The organism is Sphingomonas sp. PR090111-T3T-6A, from assembly GCF_000383095.1.
GTDB lineage: Bacteria > Pseudomonadota > Alphaproteobacteria > Sphingomonadales > Sphingomonadaceae > Solisphingomonas.
In genome coordinates this window covers 175,012-196,470 of record NZ_AORL01000021.1, presented here as the reverse complement: position 1 = coordinate 196,470, position 21,459 = coordinate 175,012, and the positions used below count along the sequence as shown (strand labels likewise).

Here is a 21,459-nt window from a genome sequence, read left to right as displayed (position 1 = left end):
GCGCATATGGTCGAAGCGGACCGTGCTGGCAAGTGCCTGCGCTCAGGCGTATCGTCCCGCTCCATGACGATCCGAACCGCCGCCTGCCAATGCGGCGCGCTCACCGCCCGGTGCGAGGGCGAGCCGGTGCGCGTCTCCGCCTGCCATTGCCTCGATTGCCAGCGGCGATCGGGAAGCGCCTTCGCAGTGCAGGCGCGCTTCCGCGCCGAGCAGGTCACGACCCACGGCGACGCCCACGAATGGAGCCGCACGGGCGACGACGGCACTACCGCCCACTTCCGCTTCTGCCCAACGTGTGGCTCGACCGTCTTCTACCTGATGGAGGCCGAGCCGGAGATGGTCGCGGTGGCGGTCGGGGCCTTTGGCGATCCCGATTTCCCGGCGCCCGGCCGTTCCGTTTATGAGGGCCGCCGACATCGCTGGACCGGCATCGCCGGAGAGCATGTCGAACGCTGGGACTAGCGCCCCATCATGTTGCGCGAGACGCCGGGCATCCGCACCGTCAGGGTCGGCAGGGCGTCGCTCAGCCAGATCTGGCAGGCGAGCCGCGAGGTGCGGGTCACATGCGCGGCAAGGTCGAGCAGGTCCTCCTCCATCTCCGAGGCCGGGGGCAGCGCCTCGAAATCGGCCGGATCGACGATGACATGGCAGGTGGAGCAGGCCATCTGCCCCTCACACGTCCCCTCCAGAGGCTGACCGGCCGCCTGGGCGACGTCGAGCAGGCGCTCGCCGGCCGCCGCCTGCACTTCGGCAGACACGTCGCCGCGCGGATCGAGGAAGCGGACCAGCGTCATGCCACCATCCGGCGCTGCGCTTCGGCGGCCTGGCGAATCAGGGTCATGGCGCGATCGATCTCCTCGCTCGTCGTGTATCGGCCGAAGCCCAGCCGGATGCTGGAGCGTGCCTCGGCGTCGCTGAGGCCGATCGCCTTCAGCACATGGCTCGGCCGCCCGGAACCGCTCGCACAGGCGGAGCCCGCGGAAAAGGCCACATCGCGAAGCTCGGACATCAGCCGCGCCACGTCCAGCCCCTCGCGGCGGACATTGAGGTTGCCGTGCCAGCGCCGTTCGGTCGAGCCGTTCAACACCCAACCCTCGCCCAACACGGCGCGCGCCTGCGTCCAGAGCGCCTCGATATAAGCGGCATCGGTCTCCCTCCGCTCGAAGGCGAGTTGCGCCGCGACGCCGAAGCCCGCGCAGAGCGCCGGCGCCAGCGTGCCCGAACGGACGCCGCCCTCCTGCCCGCCGCCATGCAGCAGCGGGGTCGGCTCCACGCCATCGCGCAGCCAGAGCGCGCCGATGCCCTTCGGCCCATGGATCTTGTGCGCGGAGATCGCCACCAGATCGCACGCCTCGACCGGCAATGGCACGCGGCCATAGCCCTGCACCGCGTCGCACAGCATGAAGGCTCCAACCGACCGAGCCATTGCGCCCAGCTCGGCGACCGGCTGGATCGTGCCGATCTCGTTGTTGACCAACATCGCCGCCACCAGCGCCGTCCGCCCATCGATCGCCGCCCGCGCCGCATCGAGGTCGGCGATGCCGTCCGTGCCGACGGGAAGACGGATCACCTCGGCTCCACGCCCCTCCAGCCATTCCAGCGTGTCGAGCACGGTTGCATGCTCGATGGCGGTGGTGACGATGCGAGGGCGCTCCGGCCCCGCCCGGTCGGCAATGCCCTTGATCGCCCAGTTGAGCGCCTCGGTCGCCCCGCTGGTGAAGAGCAGCCGCCCGCCGGCCCCGAACGGCGCCGCGATCCGGTCGCGCGCCAGCTCGACGGCGGCGCGGGCAGCGCGGCCCATGCGATGCGGGGAATGGGGATTGCCGAAGCCCTCCTCCAGGAGCGGCAGCATCGCGGCGCGCGCCTCGGGCGCGAGCGGCGTGGTCGCCTGATAATCGAGATAGATCATGACACGCCCCCGACGCCCGCGATCAGGCGCCATTGGTCAGCGAAGCGCCAGACATCCTCGCGCCGCGTGGTGCGGCCGAAGCTGACGCGGATGACCTCGCTCGCGGCCCTCTCGTCCAGCCCCATGGCGGCGAGCACATGGCTCGGGCGCAGGCTGCCCGAGGAGCAGGCGCTCCCCGCCGACACCGCGAAGCCCGCCATATCGAAGCGGATGAGCTGCGCCGCCGCCGCCATGCCCGGCATCCGATAGGAACCGATCGTCGCCAGCCGCTCGGCCCCCCGCGCGATCACCTCGCCGCCGGCCTCCGCGATGACGCTGTCGCAATGCGCGCGCAACTCGACGACGCGCTCCATCCAGCCGGGGCCTTCTTCCAGCGCCGCGACCATGCCGGCGACGGCGGGCCAGTTCTCGGTGCCGCCGCGATAGCCCTGCTCCTGTCCGCCCGTCGGCGAAAGCGTCGCGAGATCGCGGACCAGCAGCGCGCCGACGCCCACCGGCCCACCAAACTTGTGCGCGGAGAAGGCGATGAAGTCCGCGTCCGGCAGCGTCATCTTGCCCACCGCCTGCGTCGCGTCGCAGAGCCACAGCCCGCCCGCCGCGCGCACCGCTTCGCCGACCGTCGCGGCCGGCTGGATCACCCCGGTCTCGCTGTTGACGAGCTGGACGGCGACGAGCGGCCGCTCCCCCGCCTGCTCGAAGGCCAGCGCCAGCGTGACGTCCGTGACCTGTCCGTTCTGATCGACCATTAGCGGCACCGCGCCCTCGCCCCGGCGGCGCACCGCATCATGCTCGACGGTCGAGACGATCCGCCGGCCGGCCCTGGCGCCGGCCATTGCCATCGCGATCCCCTCGCTCGCCCCGCTCGTGAAGAGGATGGTGCCGCGCCAGCCGGTCTGCTCCGCGATCCTGCGGCGCGCCTCCTCCAGGCCTGCGCGGGCGGCACGCCCCTCGCCATGCGGGGAGGAAGGATTCGCCCAACCGTCATAGGCCTCCAGCATCGCAGCGCGCGCCGCCGGTCTCAGCGGCGTCGTCGCGGCATGGTCAAGATAGATGCGAGCGGCCATCGTGTCCGTTCTAGCTCCAAGATTGCACGAAAGGGTCGCCCTTCTATATAGGACGGCGTTCACGCGGCCATAGCCGGCCGATCCCATTCGCTCGTCCGCAGCAGGTGCCAGTTGCCCGAAGTCATCTTTCCCGGCCCCGAGGGGCGCCTTGAAGGCCGTTTCAGCCCCGGTCCGCGCCCGCGCGCGCCCGTCGCGCTGATCCTCCATCCGCACCCGCAGGCCGGCGGCACGATGAACAACCGCATCGTGCAGGCTCTCTACCAGACGTTTGTGCGCCGCGGCTTTGCGACGCTGCGCTTCAACTTCCGCGGCGTCGGCAAGTCGCAGGGCGTGTTCGACAACGGCATCGGCGAGCTTTCCGATGCGGCCTCCGCGCTCGACTGGGTGCAGTCGATCCACCCGGAAGCGACGCAGACCTGGATCGCGGGCTTCTCCTTCGGCGCGTGGATCGGGATGCAGCTCCTGATGCGCCGCCCAGAGGTGCGCGGCTTCATCTCGATCGCGCCGCCGGCGAACCTGTACGACTTCAGCTTCCTCGCGCCCTGCCCCTCGTCGGGCATCATCATCCAGGGCGATGCGGACGAGGTGGCGACGCCGCCCGCGACGCAGAAGCTGGTCGACAAGCTGCGCACGCAGAAGCACATCACCATCCACCACGACACCATCCCGCACGCGAACCACTTCTTCGCGGACGAGATGACCGAGCTGATGCAGTCGGTGGACGGCTATCTGGACATGCGGCTGAAGTAAGGCGCGGCCCACGTCACCCCGAACCGGGTTCGGGGTGACGCAGGATCATTCAGGCGCTCGTCGGCCACACCCAGATGAGCACGTTGAGGATCAGCACCACGCTGACCCCGATCATCAGCAGGCCGCGCTGACGATCCTTCTTCTTCACGATCAGCATCACGCCCGCGATGGCGAGCGCGAACGCCGCCAGCATCGCGAGGCTGAGCGCGAAGCTGAAGAAGCCTCCGCCGAGGATCACGCCGCCAGCTCCCGGAAGCGCGCCGGATCGACATTCCCGCCCGACACCAGCAGCACCGCGCCCTTGAGCGGCACCTTCCCCGCCAGCGCCGCCGCCAGCGCCACCGCACCCCCGGGCTCCGCCACGATCTTCAGCCGCTCGAAGGCGAAGCGCATCGCCGTCGCCACCTCGGCTTCACTCACTGCCACGCCGACGGCACCGCGCCCCTTGAGGATACCGAACGTCAGCGGCGCCACCCGCAGCGTCTGGAGCGCGTCGCAGGCGGTCGCGGGCGGGTTTGCACCAACCGGCACGATCTCGCCCCGGCGCAGCGACTCGCCCATGTCGTCCCAGCCTTCGGGCTCGACCACCATGATCTCCGCATCCGGCGCGCCGAGCGAGATGCCCGACGACAGCCCCCCGCCCCCGCAGCACACCGCAATCCGCTCCACTTCGCGGCCGGTGGCGGCGCGATATTGCTCGACGATCTCCAGCCCCGCCGTGCCCTGCCCCTCGACGATCCACGGATCATCGAAGCTCGGCACCAGCACCGCGCCGCGCTCTTCCGCCAGCTTGGCGGCGATCTGCTCACGGCTTTCGGTCAGCCGATCGTAGAAGACGATCTCCGCCCCGCTCGCGCGCGTGCCCGCGACCTTTGCGGCAGGCGCATCAGCCGGCATCACGATCACCGCCGGCATCCCAAGACGCTGCGCCGCCCAGGCGACGCCTTGCGCATGGTTGCCCGACGAGAACGCCACCACGCCGGCCGCACGCCCCGCCTCCGGAATGGACGAAAGACGCCACCAGGCGCCACGCAGCTTGAAGCTCCCCGTCCGCTGGAGGCATTCGGCCTTGATGAAGACCGTTTCGCCCAGAATTTCGGTTTCGATCAGGGGCGTTTTGACCCCAATTCCAGCCAAAGCGGCCGCCGCTGAACGGATGCCTGACAGCGATGGCGCACGCATCGCCGCATCTTCCTGTGATTCGATCGGGAAAATCACCATTCTCCAAAGGCTTGAGTAGGGCTTTACAGGGGGGTCAGGGATACGTATATCGCGCCCCTCGCTGCCCCATGGGACTTCCAACCGCAAGGCAGCTTTTCGTCAACGTATGCCGTTAGGCACTTGGAGGTCCCTTGAATTGCACAAGCACCATAGCGCGCTGGGGGTAGCTTCGTCCCTCCGTCCGGTTCAGCCGGTCACGCTCGTTCGTCCGCACGCCGCGCAGCGTGCCGCCCGCTTCTTCTCGGAGAAGTTTCCGGGTCGGTCGCTCTATGCGGTGAAGGCGAACCCCTCGCCCGATCTCCTTCTCAATCTCTGGGAAGGCGGAGTCACGCATTACGACGTGGCCTCGATCGCCGAGGTCCGGCTCGTGCACAGCACGCTGCCGGAAGCGACGCTTTGCTTCATGCACCCGGTGAAGGCTGAGGAAGCCATCGCCGAGGCGTATTTCACGCATGGCGTGCGCACCTTCTCGCTCGATAGCCAGGAAGAGCTGGACAAGATCGTCCGCGCCACCAAGGGCGCGACCGACCTGACGCTCTGCGTGCGTCTGCGCGTCTCTTCGGATCACTCGAAGCTCAGCCTCGCGTCGAAGTTCGGTGTGGATCTGGCCGATGCCGCCCCGCTGCTGATGGCGACCCGCCAGGTCGCCGACGCGCTCGGCATCTGCTTCCACGTCGGTTCGCAGGCGATGAGCCCGGCGGCTTATGCCGAGGCGCTGACCCGCGTTCGCGCGGCGATCGTGTCGGCGGCTGTCACCGTGGACGTCATCGACGTCGGCGGCGGCTTCCCGTCGGTCTACCCGGGCATGGAGCCGGTGGCGCTGGAGCAGTATTTCCGCGTCATCCACGAGGGCTTCGAGAGCCTGCCCGTGTCCTACTCGGCCGAGCTGTGGTGCGAGCCGGGCCGTGCGCTGTCGGCGGAATATGCCTCGGTGCTGGTCCGCGTGGAGCGTCGCCGTGGCGACGAGCTGTACATCAACGACGGCGCCTATGGCGCGCTGTTCGACGCGGCGCACATCGGCTGGCGTTTCCCGGTCACGCTCCTGCGCGAGCCGGAGAGCCATGCCAAGACGATGGGCTTCAGCTTCTACGGCCCGACCTGCGACGACATGGATCGCATGGCCGGCCCGTTCGAGCTGCCCGCCGACGTGCAGCCGGGCGACTATATCGAGATCGGCATGCTCGGCGCCTATGGCTCGGCCATGCGTACTGCGTTCAACGGCTTCACCAACGGTGAGACGGTGATCGTGGAAGACGAGCCGATGGCCAGCCTCTACATCGAGCTTGCCGAACCGGCGAAGCTGGCCGGGCGCGTCATCAAGCTGTAAGGGCTTCGGCCAACAACAATCCCCTACCCCGGCGCAGGCTTCGGCCTGCGTCGGGCCGACTCTATGCATTCGCGGAGTGCCCCTATGAACACCGAAAGCCCGATCAACGACACCCGCAAGGCGGAGCTGCTCTCCACCGTTGTCGAGCATGTCGACATCACCAGCTTCGACGCGCGCCCGATCGTCGACGCGATGAAGAAGATGAGCTTCACCTCGCGCGATCTCGGCCGTGCTGCTGACATCTACAACCAGATGCTCGCCGACAAGGATTGCTCGGTGGTGCTGGTGATCGCGGGCTCGACCTCGGCCGGCGGCTGCATGGACCTCTATGCCGAGCTGATCCGCAACAACATGGTCGACGCGGTGGTCGCCACCGGCGCCTCGATCGTCGACATGGATTTCTTCGAAGGCCTCGGCCACAAGCATTATCAGGCCAAGGAAATCCCCGACGACGACACGCTGCGCTCGCTCTACATCGACCGTATCTACGATACGTACATCGACGAAGTGGCGCTGCAGAACGTCGACCACACCATCTTCGAGATCGCCGAGAGCCTGCCGGTCAAGGCGTACAGCTCGCGCGCCTTCATCCGCGAGATGGGCCGTTACCTGACCCAGCACGGCAAGAAGGACAACAGCCTCGTCAAGCTCGCCTTCGAGCATGACGTGCCGATCTTCTGCCCGGCCTTCACCGACTCGTCGGCCGGCTTCGGCCTCGTGAAGCATCAGGTCGACGCGATGAAGGCGGGCAAGCCCTACCTCACCATCGACTCGATCGCGGACTTCCGCGAGCTGACCGACATCAAGATCAAGGCGGGCACCACCGGCCTGCTGATGATCGGCGGCGGCGTGCCGAAGAACTTCGTGCAGGACACCGTGGTGTGCGCCGAGATCCTCGGCCATGACGATGTCGAGGTCCACAAGTACGCCGTGCAGATCACCGTCGCCGACGTGCGCGACGGCGCCTGCTCGTCCTCGACGCTGCAGGAAGCGGCTTCGTGGGGCAAGGTTTCGACCGCGCTCGAGCAGATGGTCTATGCCGAGGCGACCTCGGTGATGCCGCTGCTGGCCTCCGACGCCTACCACCGCGGTCACTGGCGCAACCGCGAGAAGCGCGCGTTCGCCAAGATGTTCGCCGACGACTGATCGGTGGGCCCCTTCGCGGGGTGAAGAAAAGGGCGCCGGCCTCGCGGTCGGCGCCCTTTTTCGTGTCCAAGCCTCAGCGAGTGAAGGCGGACGCCAGCTCCACGTGCGTCGTCCAGCGGAATTGGCCGACCGGACGGACCCACTCCAGCCGCCAGCCGCCGTCCACCAACATCCTCGCGTCGCGCGCGAAGGTGGCGGGGTTGCAGGAGACATAGGCGATGCGCTTCGTCTCCGCCTTCGCCAGTTCCGCCGCCTGCTCCTTGGCCCCCGCGCGCGGGGGATCAAGCACCACAGCATCGAAGCGCGATAGCTCGGCGGCGGTATAGGGCCTGCGGAAGAGGTCGCGATGATCGGCGACCACCTGCCGTCCGGCCCGCGCGGCGCCCGCCTTGAGCGAGAGGATCGCGTCGCGCGCTCCCTCCGCCGCCAGCACCCGCGCAGAGGTGGAGAGCGGCAGCGCGAACGTGCCGAGTCCCGCGAAGAGATCGGCGATGATCTTCGCGTCGCCCACGCCCTCGCGCACGCCGCCAAGCAGCGCCGCCTCGCCGTCCGCCGTCGCCTGGAGGAAGCCCCCCGCCGGCAATCCCACCGCAACGCCACCCAGCGTCACCGTCACCGGCCGCGGCTCCCAGCGTGCCTCGGCGCCATAGCCGCTGTCGATCGAGACGCGGGCGAGGCGGTGGGCCTGCGCGAAGTCGTTGATTGCCTCGATCGCGGCGAGCCCTTCCGCCTCGAAGCCGGAGAGCAGCAGGTCGATCCCCTGATCGGTCAGCGCCAGTTCGACGCCCGCCGTCCGCTTGTCGGCAAGGAACTTCGCGAGCAGACCGCGCAGAGGCTGGATCACCGCGAACAGTTCCGGCGCGAGAATCCAGCACTCGCTCAGATCGACGACCTTGCGGCTCTGCCCCTCGTTGAAGCCGAGCAGAATCTTCTTCCCGAACCGCTCCGCCCGGAGCGACGCCCGGCGTCGGGTGCGCGGCGCGGAGAGATGCGGCGCTCCGATCTCCGCCTTCAACCCCTGCGTCGCCAGTGCGCCGGCCACGCGCTCGATCAGATAGGTCTTGTAGGCCGTGTCATCGACATGCTGGAGCGTGCAGCCGCCGCAGGTCGGGAAATGGCGGCAGGGCGGCGTCTGGTGGTGCGGGCCGGGCGCGATCGAGCCGTCGGCCGATACGCGATCACCGGGGGCCGCGAAGGGGATGGTACGGCCATCGGCGGTCATGCCGTCACCGCGCGCGGCGAGGCGGAGGATGAGATCGTCAGTCATAAGGCGCGCGCGCTTTCCCGCATTTCGCCTCTCCCGGCAAGCTCAGAGGCAGTCCGCCACCACGTTCGGCAGATGCGCGACGAGGTCATCCGCGATCAGCACCGGCCCCGCACGCCGCGCCGCCTCGCTGTGCAGCCACACCGCGCCCTGCGCCGCCTCGAAGGGATCGGCCATCTGCGCGAGCAGCGTGCCGAGGATGCCGGCCAGCACATCCCCCGTCCCCGCGCTCGCCAGCCAGGCCGGCGCAGGCGCTCCGATCGCCGCCCGTCCATCGAGATGCGCGACGACGGTGCAGGCGCCCTTGAGCAGCACCACGGCACCGGACCGCCGCGCACCCTCGCGTGCCTTGTCGAGCGCCGAGCCGGACACATCGCCGTACAACCGCTGAAATTCCCCGGCATGGGGTGTGAGCACCGCCGGGACTCCCACCCGTTCTGCCCCCTGCCGAGCGAGCAGTGTCAGGGCATCGGCGTCCAGCACCAGCGGCTTGCCAGTATCGAGCGCGAGACGCAGCCGTCGCTCGGCCTCGGCATCGCTGCCCAGCCCCGGCCCAACGATGATCGCGCCGATCCGCTCGTCTCGCAACGCCGCGTCGTCCCATGCGCGGCGGACCAAAGCGTGCGGCGGTGCTTCGCCGGGATTGCCGAGCAACTCGACATAACCAGCCCCCGCCCGCTGCGCCGCCATCGCGGAGAGCAGCGTCGCCCCCGGCATCGCGCCCGCCACGACCAGCACCTTGCCGCGGCTATATTTGTGGCTCTCGAACCCCGGACCCGGCAGGCGCGGCCGGGCGATCTCGCGCGGGATATCCGCGGCGGGAAGGAGATCGAGGCCGATGTCGGCCACCGCCACCGAGCCACATAACGCCGCCGCCGGCATCAGCCGATGCGCCCGCTTGAGCGCCCCCAACGCGACCGTGAGATGCGCGGGCGGCAGGCCGGTCAGCACCGCGCCGTCATCCGTGCTCACTCCACTCAGCAAGTCGACCGCAACGCGATGGCGCGCCGCTTCCATCAGCCGGCGCGCGGGCGAAGCGATCTCATCAGCGAGCGCTCGCGTCAGCCCCGTGCCGAAGAGAGCATCGATGAAGATCGCAGCCGGAGCTGCATCGGAGAGAGGCTCCACCGCGCCGCCCCACGCCGCGCGGGCCTCCCGAGCCGCGTCCGTCTTTGGAGGAGCGCTCGCCCCCACGCGCACCTTCACGCCGCGCTCGCGCAGGCGCGTCGCGATCACATAGCCGTCGCCGCCATTATTGCCCGGCCCGCAAGCGACCAGCGTTTCCAATGGCCCGAAGCGATCCCAGGCGATATCCGCCACCGCGCGGCCCGCGCGCCGCATCAACTCGGACACGGAGACGCCGCGCGCCATCGCCGCCTCTTCCGCGGCACGGGTTTCGGCGGCGGTCAGGATCGGGCGGCCGGTCATCGCTCCGGCAGCGCCTGCCCCTTCACGGTCGCGGGAAGGCGATACCGGTCCTCGCCGATCGCCACCTCGATCATGCCCGGCCCGGCCACCGAGACGCTGGCTTGCTCCGACCCATCGGCCGCGACCACGCCGCGCCCGTCGGTCGTCACCAGCAGGCGGCGGAAACCACCATCCGGATGATGGAGGACCAGCACCAGCCCCTCTTCGGTCGTGCTGCGCTCCACCGAGCAGCCGTTCGCGAAGGCCTTGGCGCCATGGATGGCGCAGGGAATGCCCGCTGGCGCGGTCGTGGCAGCCGGTTGCCCGGTCGAGCCGGTGCCGGGCGCCTTGTCGCACGCCGCAAGCGGGGTCAGGAACAGCAGGGCAAGGAGAAGAGGACGGGCCATGGCGCCCTCCTTACGCAAGGCGTCGGGCCGCGTCATGTCCGCTCGTCGCCATGGCTTCCCACGTCGCGCGGATCACCGGCGCGAGCCGCTCCGCCCAGAGCGCCACGCCCTCCGCATCGCCGATCAGATCCTGCCGGACCTCGATGCCGAGATAGGGAAGGCCCGCCGCCTCGCCGTGACGGTTCATCGTCGCGTTGAGGATACGGCCCGAATAGGGCTCGTTGTCGCCGGTCACGATGTCCGCCGCCTTGAGCAGCGGGATGGCGATACGCGCCGCGCGTTCGTCCTCGTTGTAGAGGATGCCGATCTGCCACGGGCGCGCCTGATCCGGATGCGACTCGAGCCGAGGCGTGAAGCTGTGCAGCGAGATCAGCAAAGCCGGCTCGGCCCGCGCGATCCGCGCCGCCACCGCGTCATGATAGGGGCGGAAGAAGCGCGTCAGCCGCGCCTCGCGCGCCGCCTCGTCCAGCGCGTTGCCGGGGATGGCGATGCCGTCGCTGGCGATGGGGAAAAGGCCGGGCGCCCCCTCCTCGCGGTTGAAATCGCACACCAGGCGCGACACGCCGCCGAGGATCGCATCGCAGCCAAGCGCCTCGCACAACGCCTCAGCCAGCGGCGCCACGCCGATATCGACCGCGACATGGCGGGTAAGCACGTCCGCCGCGATGCTGAGATCCACATCCTCGGGCACATGCGAGGAAGCATGGTCGGCAATGATGACCATGCCGCCCATCGCCTGTTCCGCGCCGATCGCCTGCCAGGCTTCCCCGGTCTCTGCCGTCATCCGGCGAAATCGGGCTTGCGGCCGGCCTTGAACGCCTTGAAGCCCTCGACGAAGTCCGGCGAGGCGAAGGCGTCGTCGAAGCGCTTGTCAACGCCCCAGCGGCCCGCCAGCGTCGCCTTGAGCGCGCACAGGCTGTAGGGCGCGTTGCTCGCGATGCGGCCGATCATGCTCTCGCCGATCCGATCCGACGCATCGATCATCTCGACCAGCCCGATGCGATGGGCCTCGGCGGCGTCGATCGTCTCGGCGCCGTAAACGAGACGCGCCGCCTGCCCCGGCCCGACCAGCTCGGCGAGCCGCGCCAGATCCGGCTGCGGATAGGAGATGCCGAACCGTGCCGGCGTGATCGCGAAGCTCGCCCTCGGCCCAGCGATCCGCATGTCGCACGCATTGGCCAGCGACACGCCCGCGCCGAAGCACCCACCCTCGATCACCGCCACCGTCGGCTTGCCGACCGCCCGGATGCGGGACAGCGCGCTCGCCATCGCGCCGCGGAAGACGTGTCGCTTGCGCACATCCTCCATCAGCATCGGAAATTCCGACAGGTCCGCACCCGCGCAGAAACTCTCCGGGTCAGACGAGGTGATGACCACCAGTCTGGCATCGGACGCCGCGGCTTCGCCGACGACGCGTTCCAGCACACTCCAGCCCGCGATCGGGATCGCGTTCCGCTTCTCGCCCCGTTCGATCACGACTCGTGCGACGGGGCCGTCCGTTTCGAGCCTGAACATGGGCACCATATTGTCGCGGGCCTCGCCGAATGTCACGAGGGCAATGCGTGACAGTAATCGGAGTATCGGTACGGTGGCAGGACAGACGCGGCGCGAAGCGATGGCCATGCTGGCGGCGGGCGTGGCTTTTGTCGGCCCGGCGCGGGCGTTCGCGGCGGACGTGGAGACCCATTGCCCTACGCCGCCGGCCGGCCTCGACACGGTGACGGCCCCCATCCTGTCGCTGCTGCCCGAGGCGGCGGTGACCGCGGGCCTGCTGGAAGCATCCGCCGGAGGGCCGGCAGCGCGGCGCTGTGACGACTGGTCGCCGGACGGGCGCGCCGCTCTCAGGCTGGCGGTCGCGGGCGCGCGGGCGATGATCCCGGCCGGGGGCTGCGACGCGCAGACCGCGACCGTGCGCGCCCAGCTCGACGCCACCATGACGAGCGCGGATGTCTCCTATGGCCGCAACGATCCGCTGGCCGCGATCCACCAGCCTTACCTCGCCACCGCTTTTTCCGGCCCGCACGTCTCGACACCGACCTCCATGCGGCTGATGCAGGATGTCACGACGCCTGCCGCCATCGATGCATGGCAGGCACGGCTGGACGTCTATGGGACCGCGCTGCTGGGTGTCGCGGAGGCGATGCGGGCGGACGAGTCGACCGGATGCGTGCCTCCCGCCGCCGTCAGCCGCGCCGCACTGCCGCAGATGGACGCCTTCCTTCTGGTGCCGGCCGAGCGGCATCCGCTGGTGGTCGCGCTGGGCCAGCGGATCGCGGACGCCGATCAGCGAGCGGCGGCCACCCGGCAGGCGGCGCTGACCATCGAGAAGCATGTCCAGCCCGCCATGGCCATGCTCCGCGACACCACGGCCGCGCTGACCCGCCGCGGGCGCCCCGAGATCGGCCTGTGGGCGCAGAAGGACGGCGAGGCGCTCCACGCCGCCAACGTCGCCCGCGCCGGGGACACGGCGATGAGCCTCGCCGATTCGCAGGCGTTCGGCCGGGACGAGGTGGCGCGGATCGCCGGGCTGCTCGATCGGCGGCTGACGCTGCGAGGGCTCCACAAGGGCAGCCTCGCGGATCGGGTCGCCGCTGCCTTCGCCGCCCACCCCGAGTTCATCGAGAGCGACGACGAGGGCGGCCGCACCTCGCTGCTCCAGGCCGCGCAGGCCCGGATCGACGCGGCACGCGCCGTCCTGCCGCATCTGGTGCCGGCGAGCGACACGCCACCGCTGGATATTCGCCCCCTGCCCGAAGCGGGGCTGCGGACCGTCGGCGGCTCCTTCTACATGCCCGCCGCGATCGACGGCAGCCGCGCGGCCGCGCTGTGGCTGGACACGCGCTCCGTCCACGCGCTGCCCATGCCGGGGGTGCCGCCGCTCGCCTATCATCTGGGATTGCCGGGCCTCCACCTTCAGGCAAGCCGCGCGACGAAGGAGCGCCCCCTGCTCGCCCGGATGGGCGCATGGTCCGCGATCAGCGCCGGCTGGGCCTGCTATGCCGAGCGCCTCGCCGCCGAGCAGGGCCTGTTCGCCCGCGACCCGTGGGGCGACATCGCCCGCCTCTCCGACGAACTGCTGCGCGCCGCGCGGCTGGTGACGGACATCGGCGTCCACGCCCAGCGCTGGACGCGCGAGCAGGCCGAGGCGGAGATGACGCAGATGACCGGCGCTCCGCAGGGTGGTGCGATCGACCGCATCATGGCGCTGCCCGGCGAGGCGGTGAGCCCGACGCTCGGCCTCCACCGGCTGCTTGCGCTGCGCGACCATGCGCGGACGGCAACCGGCCGCCGTTTCGATGTGCACAGCTTCCACGCGACCGTGCTGGACGCAGGGCCGCGCCCTTTCGCGATGGTGGAGGCCGCGCTCGCCTAGCGGAGCGTCGTCGCCAGACGCCACCAGTCGCGATGAGCCGCCGCGATCGCGGCATCGGCGGCATCGCGCGCGGCGATGCCCTCATACAACGCGAAGCAGGTCGCGCCCGAGCCCGACATGCGCGCCAGAACCACGCCCGGCATGGCGGCCAGCGCCTCGACCACATCGGCGATCACAGGCTGCATCGCACGCGCGGGTGGCTCCAGGTCGTTTCGCCCCGAGAGGGCCGCCGTCAACGGGTCGCCCGACGCCAGCTCGCCCCGGTCGATACCGTCCCAGCGCTGGAACACCGGCCCCGTCGGCACCGGCACGCGCGGATTGACCAACAGCACAGGCACCCCTGCCAGCGCGCCCTCGTCGAGGAAATCGAGCGCATCGCCCCGCCCCTCGCCCCGGCAGGCGCGCGAGGCGATACAGGCGGGCACGTCCGCGCCCAGCGCCGCGCCGATGTCGTGCAGCACCGCGTCCGCCACCTCGACGCCCCACAGCCGCGCCAGCAGCCGCAGCGCCGCCGCCGCGTCCGCCGAGCCGCCGCCGATGCCGGAGGCCACCGGGAGCCGCTTGTCGAGACGGATCGCCGCGCCCGTCGTCACGCCCGCCGCCTGCCGCAATGCCTCGGCCGCACGCAACACGAGATTGTCCGGCCCCGCCGACAGCCCTTCCCCGAACGGCCCCCCGATGGCGAGCGACAGCGTGTCGGCGGGCTCGGCGGTCAGCCGGTCCCCGCCCGCGCAGAAGGCGAAGAGCGTCTCCAGCTCATGATAGCCGTCCGGTCGGCGGCGGCGGACATGGAGCGCGAGGTTGATCTTGGCATAGGCCGTCTCGGCCGAAGGACGCTGGTTCACGGCTTGGGCGTCAGTCCGAAATCGATCTTGGCCTTGAGACGGGTGGCCTGCTCCCCATCGGCCGCGACCAGCGCCGCCCGCCACGCATAGCGCGCGGCCAGCCGCCGGTTGGCCTTCCAATAGGCATCGCCCAGATGCTCGTTGATGTCGCTTTCCGCCGGCGCGCCCTGAGCGGCGCGTTCCAGCAGCGGGATCGCCCGCTCCAGGTCGCCGCGCAGATACCAGGACCAGCCGAGCGAATCCGAGATGGAGGGATCATCCGGCGCCAGCGCGCTCGCCCGTGCGATCAGCGCGGAGGCTCCATCCAGATTCTCGCCATGCTCGATCTCGGAATAGCCGACGAAGTTCAGCACCGCCGGCTGACGCGGCGCCAGAGCGAGGGCGCGCGACGCCGAAGCCTTGGAGGCCGGCCAGTCGCCCGCTTCAAGCTGCGCATTCGCCTGCTGAAGCAGCAGCGGCCACGCCACCTCGGGCGGCGCCTTGTCCCCGCCGGCCAGCGCCAGCGCGCGGCCATAAGCGGCGGCGGCATCGGCCGGGCGATGATTGCCCGCATAGAGATCGGCCAGCCGCGACCAGTCGCCGCTGCCGGCCTCCGGCGCGGTGGTGGCCGACTGGGCTTCCGCCAGCGCCTGATCGGTACGGCCCGCGCGAACGAGCAGGGTCAGCCGCGCATCGCGGATCGTGCTGGTGAAGGGATCGTCGGGCACGGTATGGCCCAGCGCGTCGAGCGCCGCATCCTGCGCCCCGCCGGCCGAAAGGATGCTCGCCGTCACCAGCCACGCCGCGCTGTCGTCCGGCGCGAGCAGCGTCGCGACCCGCGCAAAGTGGAGCGCCAGCGGCGCCGCCTGCTGCTTGTTGATGTCCGCCGCCACGCGCACGAACAGCTCGGCGATGGCCGTCGCCGGCGTATCCACGGCGCCGCGCAGCTTGTGATGCGCGGTGAGTGTCGCCCGTGCCCGCGCGATGGCCGGCCAGTCGCCGGTCAGCATCGCAAGGGCCGCGTCCCGCTCATGCCGCTGATCGAGCGCCGCCGCGGCCGCGATCCTCAGCCGCGCCGAACGCCCGCCATCGGGAAGCTGGAGCGCGCCCAACGCCGCGACACCCGCCGTCTCCTTGCCGACCGCGATCAGCAATAGCCCGCGCTGCTCGGCCGCATAGGTTTCGGCGAGGCCGGTCGCGCCGCCGGCATCGAGCAGGGCCACCGGATCGCCCTGCTTCGCGCCGAACGCGATCCAGGCGCGCAGCACCGGCGACAGGAAGGAAAAGAGCTTCTCGCGGTCGACACGATCCGTCAGCGCCTTCGCCTGCTTCCAGTCCCGCTTGGCAACCGACTCGGAGAGCAGCAGCAGCGTGCCGTCCGGCGGCAACGATCCACTCGCATCGAGCTGGTGCGCCATGCGCAGGCCTAGCGTCATGTCGCCCGCCGCTACCGACTGGCGGAAGGCGCGGAGCGCGAGGCTGGTGTTGCCCGGATTCCCGTCCGCCGCCGCCGCGAAACCGGCCGCCGCCACGTCGAGCTGGCCGAGATCGTCCGCCACGCGGGCATGGACATAGTCCGCGATCGCGCTGCGGGTATGGCGCGGCGTGTCGGCCGAAGCGGCGGGCGCGATCGCCAGCGCGGCGATCGCAGCCAGAAGGACGGGGCGGGTAAAGCTCATCGGTGACATACTCGACACGAGTGGTTCAGGCCCCTCTTTCCTCACTCTTTCCCGATCCCGCCGGCCGAGGCAAGCGAAGCCTGTCACATGTTCGGATAGTTCGGGCCTCCGCCGCCCTCCGGCACCACCCAGTTGATGTTCTGGGTGGGGTCCTTGATGTCGCAGGTCTTGCAGTGGACGCAGTTCTGCGCGTTGATCTGGAGGCGCGGCGCATTCTCCTCGCGGCCCACGATCTCGTAGACCCCGGCCGGACAGTAACGCTGCTCTGGCGCCTCGTAGAGCTTCAGGTTCACCTCGATCGGCACCGACGCATCCTTGAGCGTCAGGTGGACCGGCTGGTCCTCCTCATGATTGACGCCCGAGAGGAAGACCGAGGAGAGCCGGTCGAAGCTGATGACATTGTCCGGCTTCGGGTAGACGATCTTCTTCTGCTGGTTGGCCTGCCAGAGCGTCTCATTGTCGGCATGCTTGTGCTTCATCGTGAAGGGCAGGCCGATCCTGAGATGCCGCATCCACATGTCGACGCCGGCGACGAGCGTGCCCATCGTGCCGCCGAACTTCGAGACGGCGGGCTCGGCATTGCGGACCAGCTTCAGCTCATCGGCGATCCAGCTCTGGTTGAGCGTCTCCGGGTAGGCGGAAAGCTCGTCCTGCTTCCGATCGGCGACGATCGCGTCATAGGCGGCCTCGGCGGCGAGCATGCCGCTCTTCATCGCGGTGTGGCTGCCCTTGATGCGCGGCACGTTCACGAAACCGGCCGAGCAACCGATCAGCGCGCCGCCCGGGAAGATCAGGCGCGGCACCGACTGCCAGCCGCCCTCGTTGATCGCGCGCGCGCCGTAGGAGACGCGGCGGCCGCCTTCGAGCATCGCGCGGACCTCCGGGTGCTGCTTCCAGCGCTGGAATTCCTCGAAGGGCGAGAGCCACGGGTTCTTGTAATCCAGCGCGACGACGAAGCCGATCGCGACCTGGTTGTTCGCCTGATGATAGATGAAGCCGCCGCCCCATGCATCATCGAGCGGCCAGCCCTGCGTGTGGATCACGCGACCCGGCACATGCTTGGCGGGATCGATGTCCCACAATTCCTTGAGGCCGATGCCGTAGACCTGCGGATCGCAATCGCGCTCCAGCTCGAACAGGCGCTTCAACTCCTTGGTCAGGTGCCCGCGCGCGCCCTCGGCGAAGAAGGTGTAGCGGCCGTGCAGCTCCATGCCCGGCTGATAATCGGGCTTGTGCGTGCCGTCCTTCGCGATGCCGAGGTCACCGGTGGCGACGCCCTTCACCGCGCCGTCCTCGTCGAACAGGATCTCGGCCGCCGCGAAGCCGGGGAATATCTCCACGCCCAGCGCCTCGGCCTGCCCCGCCAGCCAGCGGCAGAGATTGCCGAGGCTGACCGTGTAGGTGCCCTTGTTGTTCATGAAGCTCGGCATCATGAAGTGGGGCATCTCCCACTTGCCGCCCTTGCTCAGCACCCAGTGATGGTTCTCGACCACCGGCACGGTAAGCGGGCTGTCCAGCTCCTTCCAGTTGGGGATCAGCTCGTTGAGCGCGATCGGATCGACCACCGCGCCCGACAGGATGTGCGCGCCGACCTCGGAGCCCTTCTCCAGCACGCAGACGGAAAGCTCGCGCCCTTCCGCCTCGGCGCGCTGCTTCAGCCGGATCGCGGCGGCCAGACCCGCGGGGCCCGCGCCTACGATGACGACATCATAGGCCATCGATTCGCGTTCCGACATCACCACTCCTCCCCGTTCGCCCGCCATTCCCCTCGGGAATGACGTATCGGCGCAATCCGATACCATTTTGACCAGATTGCGCGTGCCCCGAGATTGACGGCCGCGTCAACCTCGGTCCATGGGCTAAATGATGCTCGACGGGGGGGATCATCGGTTTCGCGACGTGATCGCGAGCGCGCTCGGCTGGTGGGCGGACGCGGGCGTGGACAACCTCGCCGACGACGCAACGCGCGACTGGCTGGCCCCGCCGCCGCCGCGCCTGGAGATGGCGGCGACCGCTCCCATCGCGCCGGCTTCCGCACCGGCCGCCGCGCCGGAACCCGCTGGCCTGCCGGACACGATCGAAGCTCTCCAAACCCTGCTCGCGACCGGCAGCTACATGCCGAACGCCGCCCCGCCGGGCCGACGCGTCGGCCCCTCCGGCGCGGCCGGCGCGGAGCTGATGATCGTCGCCGACATGCCCGATCCGGGCGATGGCGAGGCCGGCCATCTCTTCGGCGCGGAGACCGGCCGGCTGTTCGATGCGATGCTCGCCGCCATGGGGCGCGACCGCGCGCGGATTTATACCGCACCACTCTCCCCCGCGCGCATCGCCGGCCGAATCGACGAGAAGCAGGGCGAAGCGCTGGCCCGCCTGATGCGCCGCCATATCGCGCTCGCGAAGCCCAAGGCGCTGATCCTGTTCGGCGACGAGGCTGCCCGCTGGCTGATCGGCCCGGATGCGCTCTCCAGCCGGGGCGGCCTGCGCATGGTCCAGCATGACGAGGGCAGCGTGCCCGCCATCGCCACCTTCCATCCCCGCCATCTGCGCCGGATGCCTGCCCTCAAGGGGGCAGCCTGGGCAGACATGCGGCTGTTGCTCGGAGTGCTCGCCCAGTGACATTGCGGCCCTTCCTCGGATTGGCCTTCGCGCTGGCCTCGTCGACCGCGTTGGTGGCCCAGACCTCGACGCCGACGGCGGCCGCCGGCACGCCGCCTACCCTGCTCGCCCCGCCGCCGCCCAATGTCGCAAGTGTTGCCGCCAATTCCGGGAGCGTGCTCACCCCGCAGCAACGCCAGACCTATGCAGCCGTCTTCGATGCGCTCCGCAACGGCCGCTGGTCGGATGCGCAGGCCGGGCTCGCGGCGGCCGGCGACGGCGTGCTGACGCCCGTGGCGCGGGCCGAACTCTTCCTCGCCAAGAACAGCCCCCGTGTCGAGCGGGGCGATCTGGTCACGCTCCTCAACGCCGCGCCGGACCTGCCGCAGGCGCCGCAACTCGCTCTCCTTGCCCGGAAACGCGGCCCCGGCGATCTGCCGACGCTGCCGTCCCCGCGCGATCTCGACTGGGTCAACGGCGCCCCCCGCCGCATCGCCGCCAAGCCGACGGCCGGCGATCTCGCCGCCGCCGTCTTCTCGGTGCAGGCCCGCCCCCTGCTCAAGGCCGACAAGCCCGCCGACGCCGAGACGCTGCTCAACACCACCCTACCCCAGCTCACCCCCGAAGCCGCCACCGAATGGCAGCAGCGCGTGGCCTGGAGCTATTATCTGAACGGCGACGACAAGGACGCCACCCGCCTGGCCACGCTCGCCGCACGCGGGGCTGGCGACTGGGCGGTGCAGGCGAGCTGGGTGCAAGGCCTCGCCGCGTGGCGGACCAACGACTGCAAGTCCGCCGAGGATGCTTTCACCCGCGTCGGCGCCAACGCCAGCGACGAGGAGATGCGCGCCGCCGGCCTGTTCTGGACCGCGCGCGCCGAAATGGCGTGCGGCCGTTTCGACCGGGTGCAGGCGAAGCTGCGCGCCGCCGCCCGCAGCCCCGAGACCTTCTACGGCCTGATCGCCGCCCGCCTGCTCGGCATGGCGGTGCCCACCTCGGCCGCCGCGCCCAAGCTGACACCGTCCGAATGGACCCAGCTTTCCGCCCATCCCAACGTCCGCCGCGCAGCCGCCTTGGCCGAGATCGGCGAATATGGCCTCGCCGACGAAATGCTGCGCTGGCAGGCGCGGATCGGCGAGGATCGCGACCATAAGCCGCTGCTCCACCTCGCCGCCCGGCTCGACCTCCCCGCGACGCAGATCTGGCTCGCGCACAACCTCCCCGCCGGCGAGCGGGTCGAGGCGAGCGCGCGCTATCCCGCGCCCAACTGGGTGCCCCAGGGCGGTTGGCAGGTCGACAAGGCGCTGGTCTTCGCCCACACCCTCCAGGAATCCCGCTTCCGTACCGATGCCGTCAGCCCTGCCGGCGCGCGCGGGCTAATGCAGGTGCTCCCCACCACCGCCGACCTGGTCGACCGCAAGCGTGGCGGCGTGGTGGCGGATCATGGCGCGCTCGCCTCGCCGCAGGTCAACATGGCCTATGGGCAAGCCTATCTGGAGCAGCTCCGCGATGCGGCGGGCACCGGCGGGCTGCTACCCAAGGTGATCGCCGCCTATAATGCCGGCCCCAACGCCGTCGCCCGCTGGAACATCGCCACCCGCGCCGACAGCGATCCGCTGCTCTATATCGAGAGCATCCCCTATGCCGAGACGCGCGGCTATGTGACGACGGTGCTCCGCAACTACTGGATGTATCAGCGCCAGTCCGGCGAGAAGGCCGCCAGCCTCAAGGCGCTGGCGCAGGGTGCATGGCCGCGCTTCCCCGGCGCGCAGACCGGCCCTCGCGCGGGCTTCACCACGAGCGCGCCGGCCGCACTTCCGCGCGTGCCCGCACCCGCGCGCGCCAACTGATGCCGATCGACGCCTCCATCCCCTTCCGGCCCGTCCGCATCGCCGTCCTCACCGTCTCCGACACGCGCAGCGCGGCGGACGACCGCTCCGGCGACACGCTGGTCCAGCGGATCGAGGCGGCCGGCCACATCCTCGCCGATCGCGCCATCGAGAAGGATGATGCCGAGCGGATCGGCGAGCGCCTGCTCGGCTGGATCGCCGATCCGAACGTGGACTGCGTCATCTCCACGGGCGGCACGGGCGTCACCGGCCGCGACGTGACCCCGGAAGCCTTCGCCCGCGTGTGGGACAAGGAGATCCCCGGCTTCGGCGAACTCTTCCGCTGGCTCAGCTACGCCAAGATCGGCACCTCGACGATCCAGTCCCGCGCCTGCGCCGGCGTGGCGGGCGGCACCTATCTCTTCGCGCTCCCCGGCTCGACCGGCGCCGTGAAGGACGGCTGGGACGACATCCTCGCCAGCCAGCTCGACATCCGCCACAAGCCCTGCAATTTCGTCGAACTCATGCCGCGCCTTCGCGAGCGCTAGGGCGGATCGGCATTCGCCGGAACGGGTTTCCGCCGCCGCCATCGCAAGCAGGCCGGGATGGAAGCTCAGACTGAAAGCCGGCCCACCTTAGGACCGCCCGATCCTCCGCCCTTCGG

At 70.2% G+C, this 21,459-nt stretch carries 21 protein-coding genes; 8 read left to right on the top strand and 13 right to left on the bottom strand.

Annotated elements, in window-relative coordinates:
* The first annotated feature begins 63 nt into the window (after positions 1–63).
* Positions 64–462 (top strand): GFA family protein, encoded by a 399-nt coding sequence (locus tag ST3T6A_RS0111025; RefSeq protein ID WP_019832981.1) that lies wholly within the window; start codon positions 64–66, stop codon positions 460–462.
* Here ST3T6A_RS0111025 and ST3T6A_RS0111020 read toward each other — a convergent pair.
* Genes ST3T6A_RS0111020 through ST3T6A_RS0111010 form a run of 3 tightly spaced genes read right to left on the bottom strand, consistent with a single transcriptional unit; the run spans position 459 to position 2,973 of the window.
* Positions 459–794, bottom strand: coding sequence for a 2Fe-2S iron-sulfur cluster-binding protein (locus ST3T6A_RS0111020; protein ID WP_019832980.1), 336 nt, complete (start codon positions 792–794; stop codon positions 459–461). The genes ST3T6A_RS0111025 and ST3T6A_RS0111020 overlap by 4 nt on opposite strands.
* On the bottom strand, positions 791–1,909 hold the full coding sequence (locus ST3T6A_RS0111015; RefSeq protein WP_019832979.1) for a cysteine desulfurase family protein: 1,119 nt from the start codon (positions 1,907–1,909) through the stop codon (positions 791–793). Before ST3T6A_RS0111015 ends, ST3T6A_RS0111020 begins: the two co-directional genes overlap by 4 nt.
* Entirely contained in the window at positions 1,906–2,973 is a 1,068-nt protein-coding gene (locus ST3T6A_RS0111010; RefSeq protein WP_019832978.1) for a cysteine desulfurase family protein, read from the bottom strand. The genes ST3T6A_RS0111015 and ST3T6A_RS0111010 overlap by 4 nt, the downstream gene beginning before the upstream one ends.
* A 111-nt stretch (positions 2,974–3,084) precedes the next feature.
* Between ST3T6A_RS0111010 and ST3T6A_RS0111005 the strand changes: the two genes are divergently transcribed.
* The gene (locus ST3T6A_RS0111005) at positions 3,085–3,723 is read left to right on the top strand and encodes an alpha/beta hydrolase (protein ID WP_019832977.1); all 639 of its coding nucleotides are present in this window, start codon (positions 3,085–3,087) and stop codon (positions 3,721–3,723) included.
* A 49-nt stretch (positions 3,724–3,772) separates the two neighbouring features.
* On the opposite strand, the gene ST3T6A_RS0111000 is transcribed toward ST3T6A_RS0111005, so the two are convergent.
* Positions 3,773–3,961, bottom strand: a complete 189-nt coding sequence (locus ST3T6A_RS0111000; protein WP_019832976.1) for a hypothetical protein — start codon at positions 3,959–3,961, stop codon at positions 3,773–3,775.
* Positions 3,958–4,944, bottom strand: coding sequence for a pyridoxal-phosphate dependent enzyme (locus tag ST3T6A_RS0110995; RefSeq protein ID WP_019832975.1), 987 nt, complete (start codon positions 4,942–4,944; stop codon positions 3,958–3,960). The genes ST3T6A_RS0111000 and ST3T6A_RS0110995 overlap by 4 nt, the downstream gene beginning before the upstream one ends.
* 136 nt (positions 4,945–5,080) lie before the next feature.
* Between ST3T6A_RS0110995 and ST3T6A_RS0110990 the strand changes: the two genes are divergently transcribed.
* Together ST3T6A_RS0110990 and ST3T6A_RS0110985 are read left to right on the top strand one after the other, a co-directional pair.
* Positions 5,081–6,271: a type III PLP-dependent enzyme gene (locus ST3T6A_RS0110990; protein ID WP_019832974.1), complete on the top strand. Its 1,191-nt coding sequence runs from the start codon at positions 5,081–5,083 to the stop codon at positions 6,269–6,271.
* An 84-nt stretch (positions 6,272–6,355) separates the two neighbouring features.
* A complete protein-coding gene (locus ST3T6A_RS0110985) occupies positions 6,356–7,417 on the top strand; it encodes a 1,9-bis(guanidino)-5-aza-nonane synthase (RefSeq protein ID WP_019832973.1) in 1,062 nt (353 codons plus the stop codon).
* Between the two features lie 73 nt (positions 7,418–7,490).
* Here ST3T6A_RS0110985 and ST3T6A_RS0110980 read toward each other — a convergent pair whose 3' ends face one another.
* From ST3T6A_RS0110980 to ST3T6A_RS0110960, 5 genes are read right to left on the bottom strand one after another with little or no spacing between them, the layout of a single operon-like run.
* The gene (locus tag ST3T6A_RS0110980) at positions 7,491–8,684 is read right to left on the bottom strand and encodes a class I SAM-dependent RNA methyltransferase (RefSeq protein ID WP_019832972.1); all 1,194 of its coding nucleotides are present in this window, start codon (positions 8,682–8,684) and stop codon (positions 7,491–7,493) included.
* 42 nt (positions 8,685–8,726) lie between these two features.
* Positions 8,727–10,109, bottom strand: coding sequence for a bifunctional ADP-dependent NAD(P)H-hydrate dehydratase/NAD(P)H-hydrate epimerase (locus ST3T6A_RS0110975; RefSeq protein WP_019832971.1), 1,383 nt, complete (start codon positions 10,107–10,109; stop codon positions 8,727–8,729).
* The gene (locus ST3T6A_RS0110970; RefSeq protein WP_019832970.1) at positions 10,106–10,495 is read right to left on the bottom strand and encodes a hypothetical protein; all 390 of its coding nucleotides are present in this window, start codon (positions 10,493–10,495) and stop codon (positions 10,106–10,108) included. The genes ST3T6A_RS0110975 and ST3T6A_RS0110970 overlap by 4 nt, the downstream gene beginning before the upstream one ends.
* Before the next feature lie 10 nt (positions 10,496–10,505).
* Positions 10,506–11,279: an N-formylglutamate amidohydrolase gene (locus ST3T6A_RS0110965; RefSeq protein WP_019832969.1), complete on the bottom strand. Its 774-nt coding sequence runs from the start codon at positions 11,277–11,279 to the stop codon at positions 10,506–10,508.
* The gene (locus ST3T6A_RS0110960) at positions 11,276–12,019 is read right to left on the bottom strand and encodes an enoyl-CoA hydratase/isomerase family protein (protein WP_162140529.1); all 744 of its coding nucleotides are present in this window, start codon (positions 12,017–12,019) and stop codon (positions 11,276–11,278) included. Before ST3T6A_RS0110960 ends, ST3T6A_RS0110965 begins: the two co-directional genes overlap by 4 nt.
* A gap of 91 nt (positions 12,020–12,110) precedes the next feature.
* Here ST3T6A_RS0110960 and ST3T6A_RS0110955 point away from each other — a divergent pair, with 91 nt between their 5' ends.
* Positions 12,111–13,868 (top strand): DUF885 domain-containing protein, encoded by a 1,758-nt coding sequence (locus ST3T6A_RS0110955; protein ID WP_019832967.1) that lies wholly within the window; start codon positions 12,111–12,113, stop codon positions 13,866–13,868.
* On the opposite strand, the gene ST3T6A_RS0110950 is transcribed toward ST3T6A_RS0110955, so the two are convergent.
* The 3 genes from ST3T6A_RS0110950 to ST3T6A_RS0110940 all read right to left on the bottom strand — a co-directional run bounded on the left by ST3T6A_RS0110950 (position 13,865) and on the right by ST3T6A_RS0110940 (position 18,107).
* Positions 13,865–14,713, bottom strand: coding sequence for a 4-(cytidine 5'-diphospho)-2-C-methyl-D-erythritol kinase (locus tag ST3T6A_RS0110950; protein ID WP_019832966.1), 849 nt, complete (start codon positions 14,711–14,713; stop codon positions 13,865–13,867). The two genes, ST3T6A_RS0110955 and ST3T6A_RS0110950, sit on opposite strands and share 4 nt — an antisense overlap.
* Positions 14,710–16,371 carry a tetratricopeptide repeat protein gene (locus ST3T6A_RS22000; RefSeq protein WP_019832965.1) on the bottom strand — a complete coding sequence of 554 codons (1,662 nt, stop codon included), beginning with the start codon at positions 16,369–16,371 and terminating at the stop codon, positions 14,710–14,712. Before ST3T6A_RS22000 ends, ST3T6A_RS0110950 begins: the two co-directional genes overlap by 4 nt.
* Positions 16,372–16,454: 83 nt before the next feature.
* Positions 16,455–18,107 carry an electron transfer flavoprotein-ubiquinone oxidoreductase gene (locus ST3T6A_RS0110940; RefSeq protein WP_019832964.1) on the bottom strand — a complete coding sequence of 551 codons (1,653 nt, stop codon included), beginning with the start codon at positions 18,105–18,107 and terminating at the stop codon, positions 16,455–16,457.
* A gap of 127 nt (positions 18,108–18,234) precedes the next feature.
* Between ST3T6A_RS0110940 and ST3T6A_RS0110935 the strand changes: the two genes are divergently transcribed.
* The 3 genes from ST3T6A_RS0110935 to moaB are packed head-to-tail and all read left to right on the top strand — an operon-like array spanning position 18,235 to position 21,343.
* Complete coding sequence (locus ST3T6A_RS0110935; protein ID WP_019832963.1) at positions 18,235–18,987, top strand: uracil-DNA glycosylase family protein; 753 nt, start codon at positions 18,235–18,237, stop codon at positions 18,985–18,987.
* Positions 18,984–20,816 carry a lytic transglycosylase domain-containing protein gene (locus ST3T6A_RS0110930; protein WP_235785780.1) on the top strand — a complete coding sequence of 611 codons (1,833 nt, stop codon included), beginning with the start codon at positions 18,984–18,986 and terminating at the stop codon, positions 20,814–20,816. The genes ST3T6A_RS0110935 and ST3T6A_RS0110930 overlap by 4 nt, the downstream gene beginning before the upstream one ends.
* Positions 20,816–21,343 (top strand): molybdenum cofactor biosynthesis protein B, encoded by a 528-nt coding sequence (gene moaB / locus ST3T6A_RS0110925; protein ID WP_026359622.1) that lies wholly within the window; start codon positions 20,816–20,818, stop codon positions 21,341–21,343. The genes ST3T6A_RS0110930 and moaB overlap by 1 nt, the downstream gene beginning before the upstream one ends.
* The last annotated feature ends 116 nt before the right edge of the window (positions 21,344–21,459 follow it).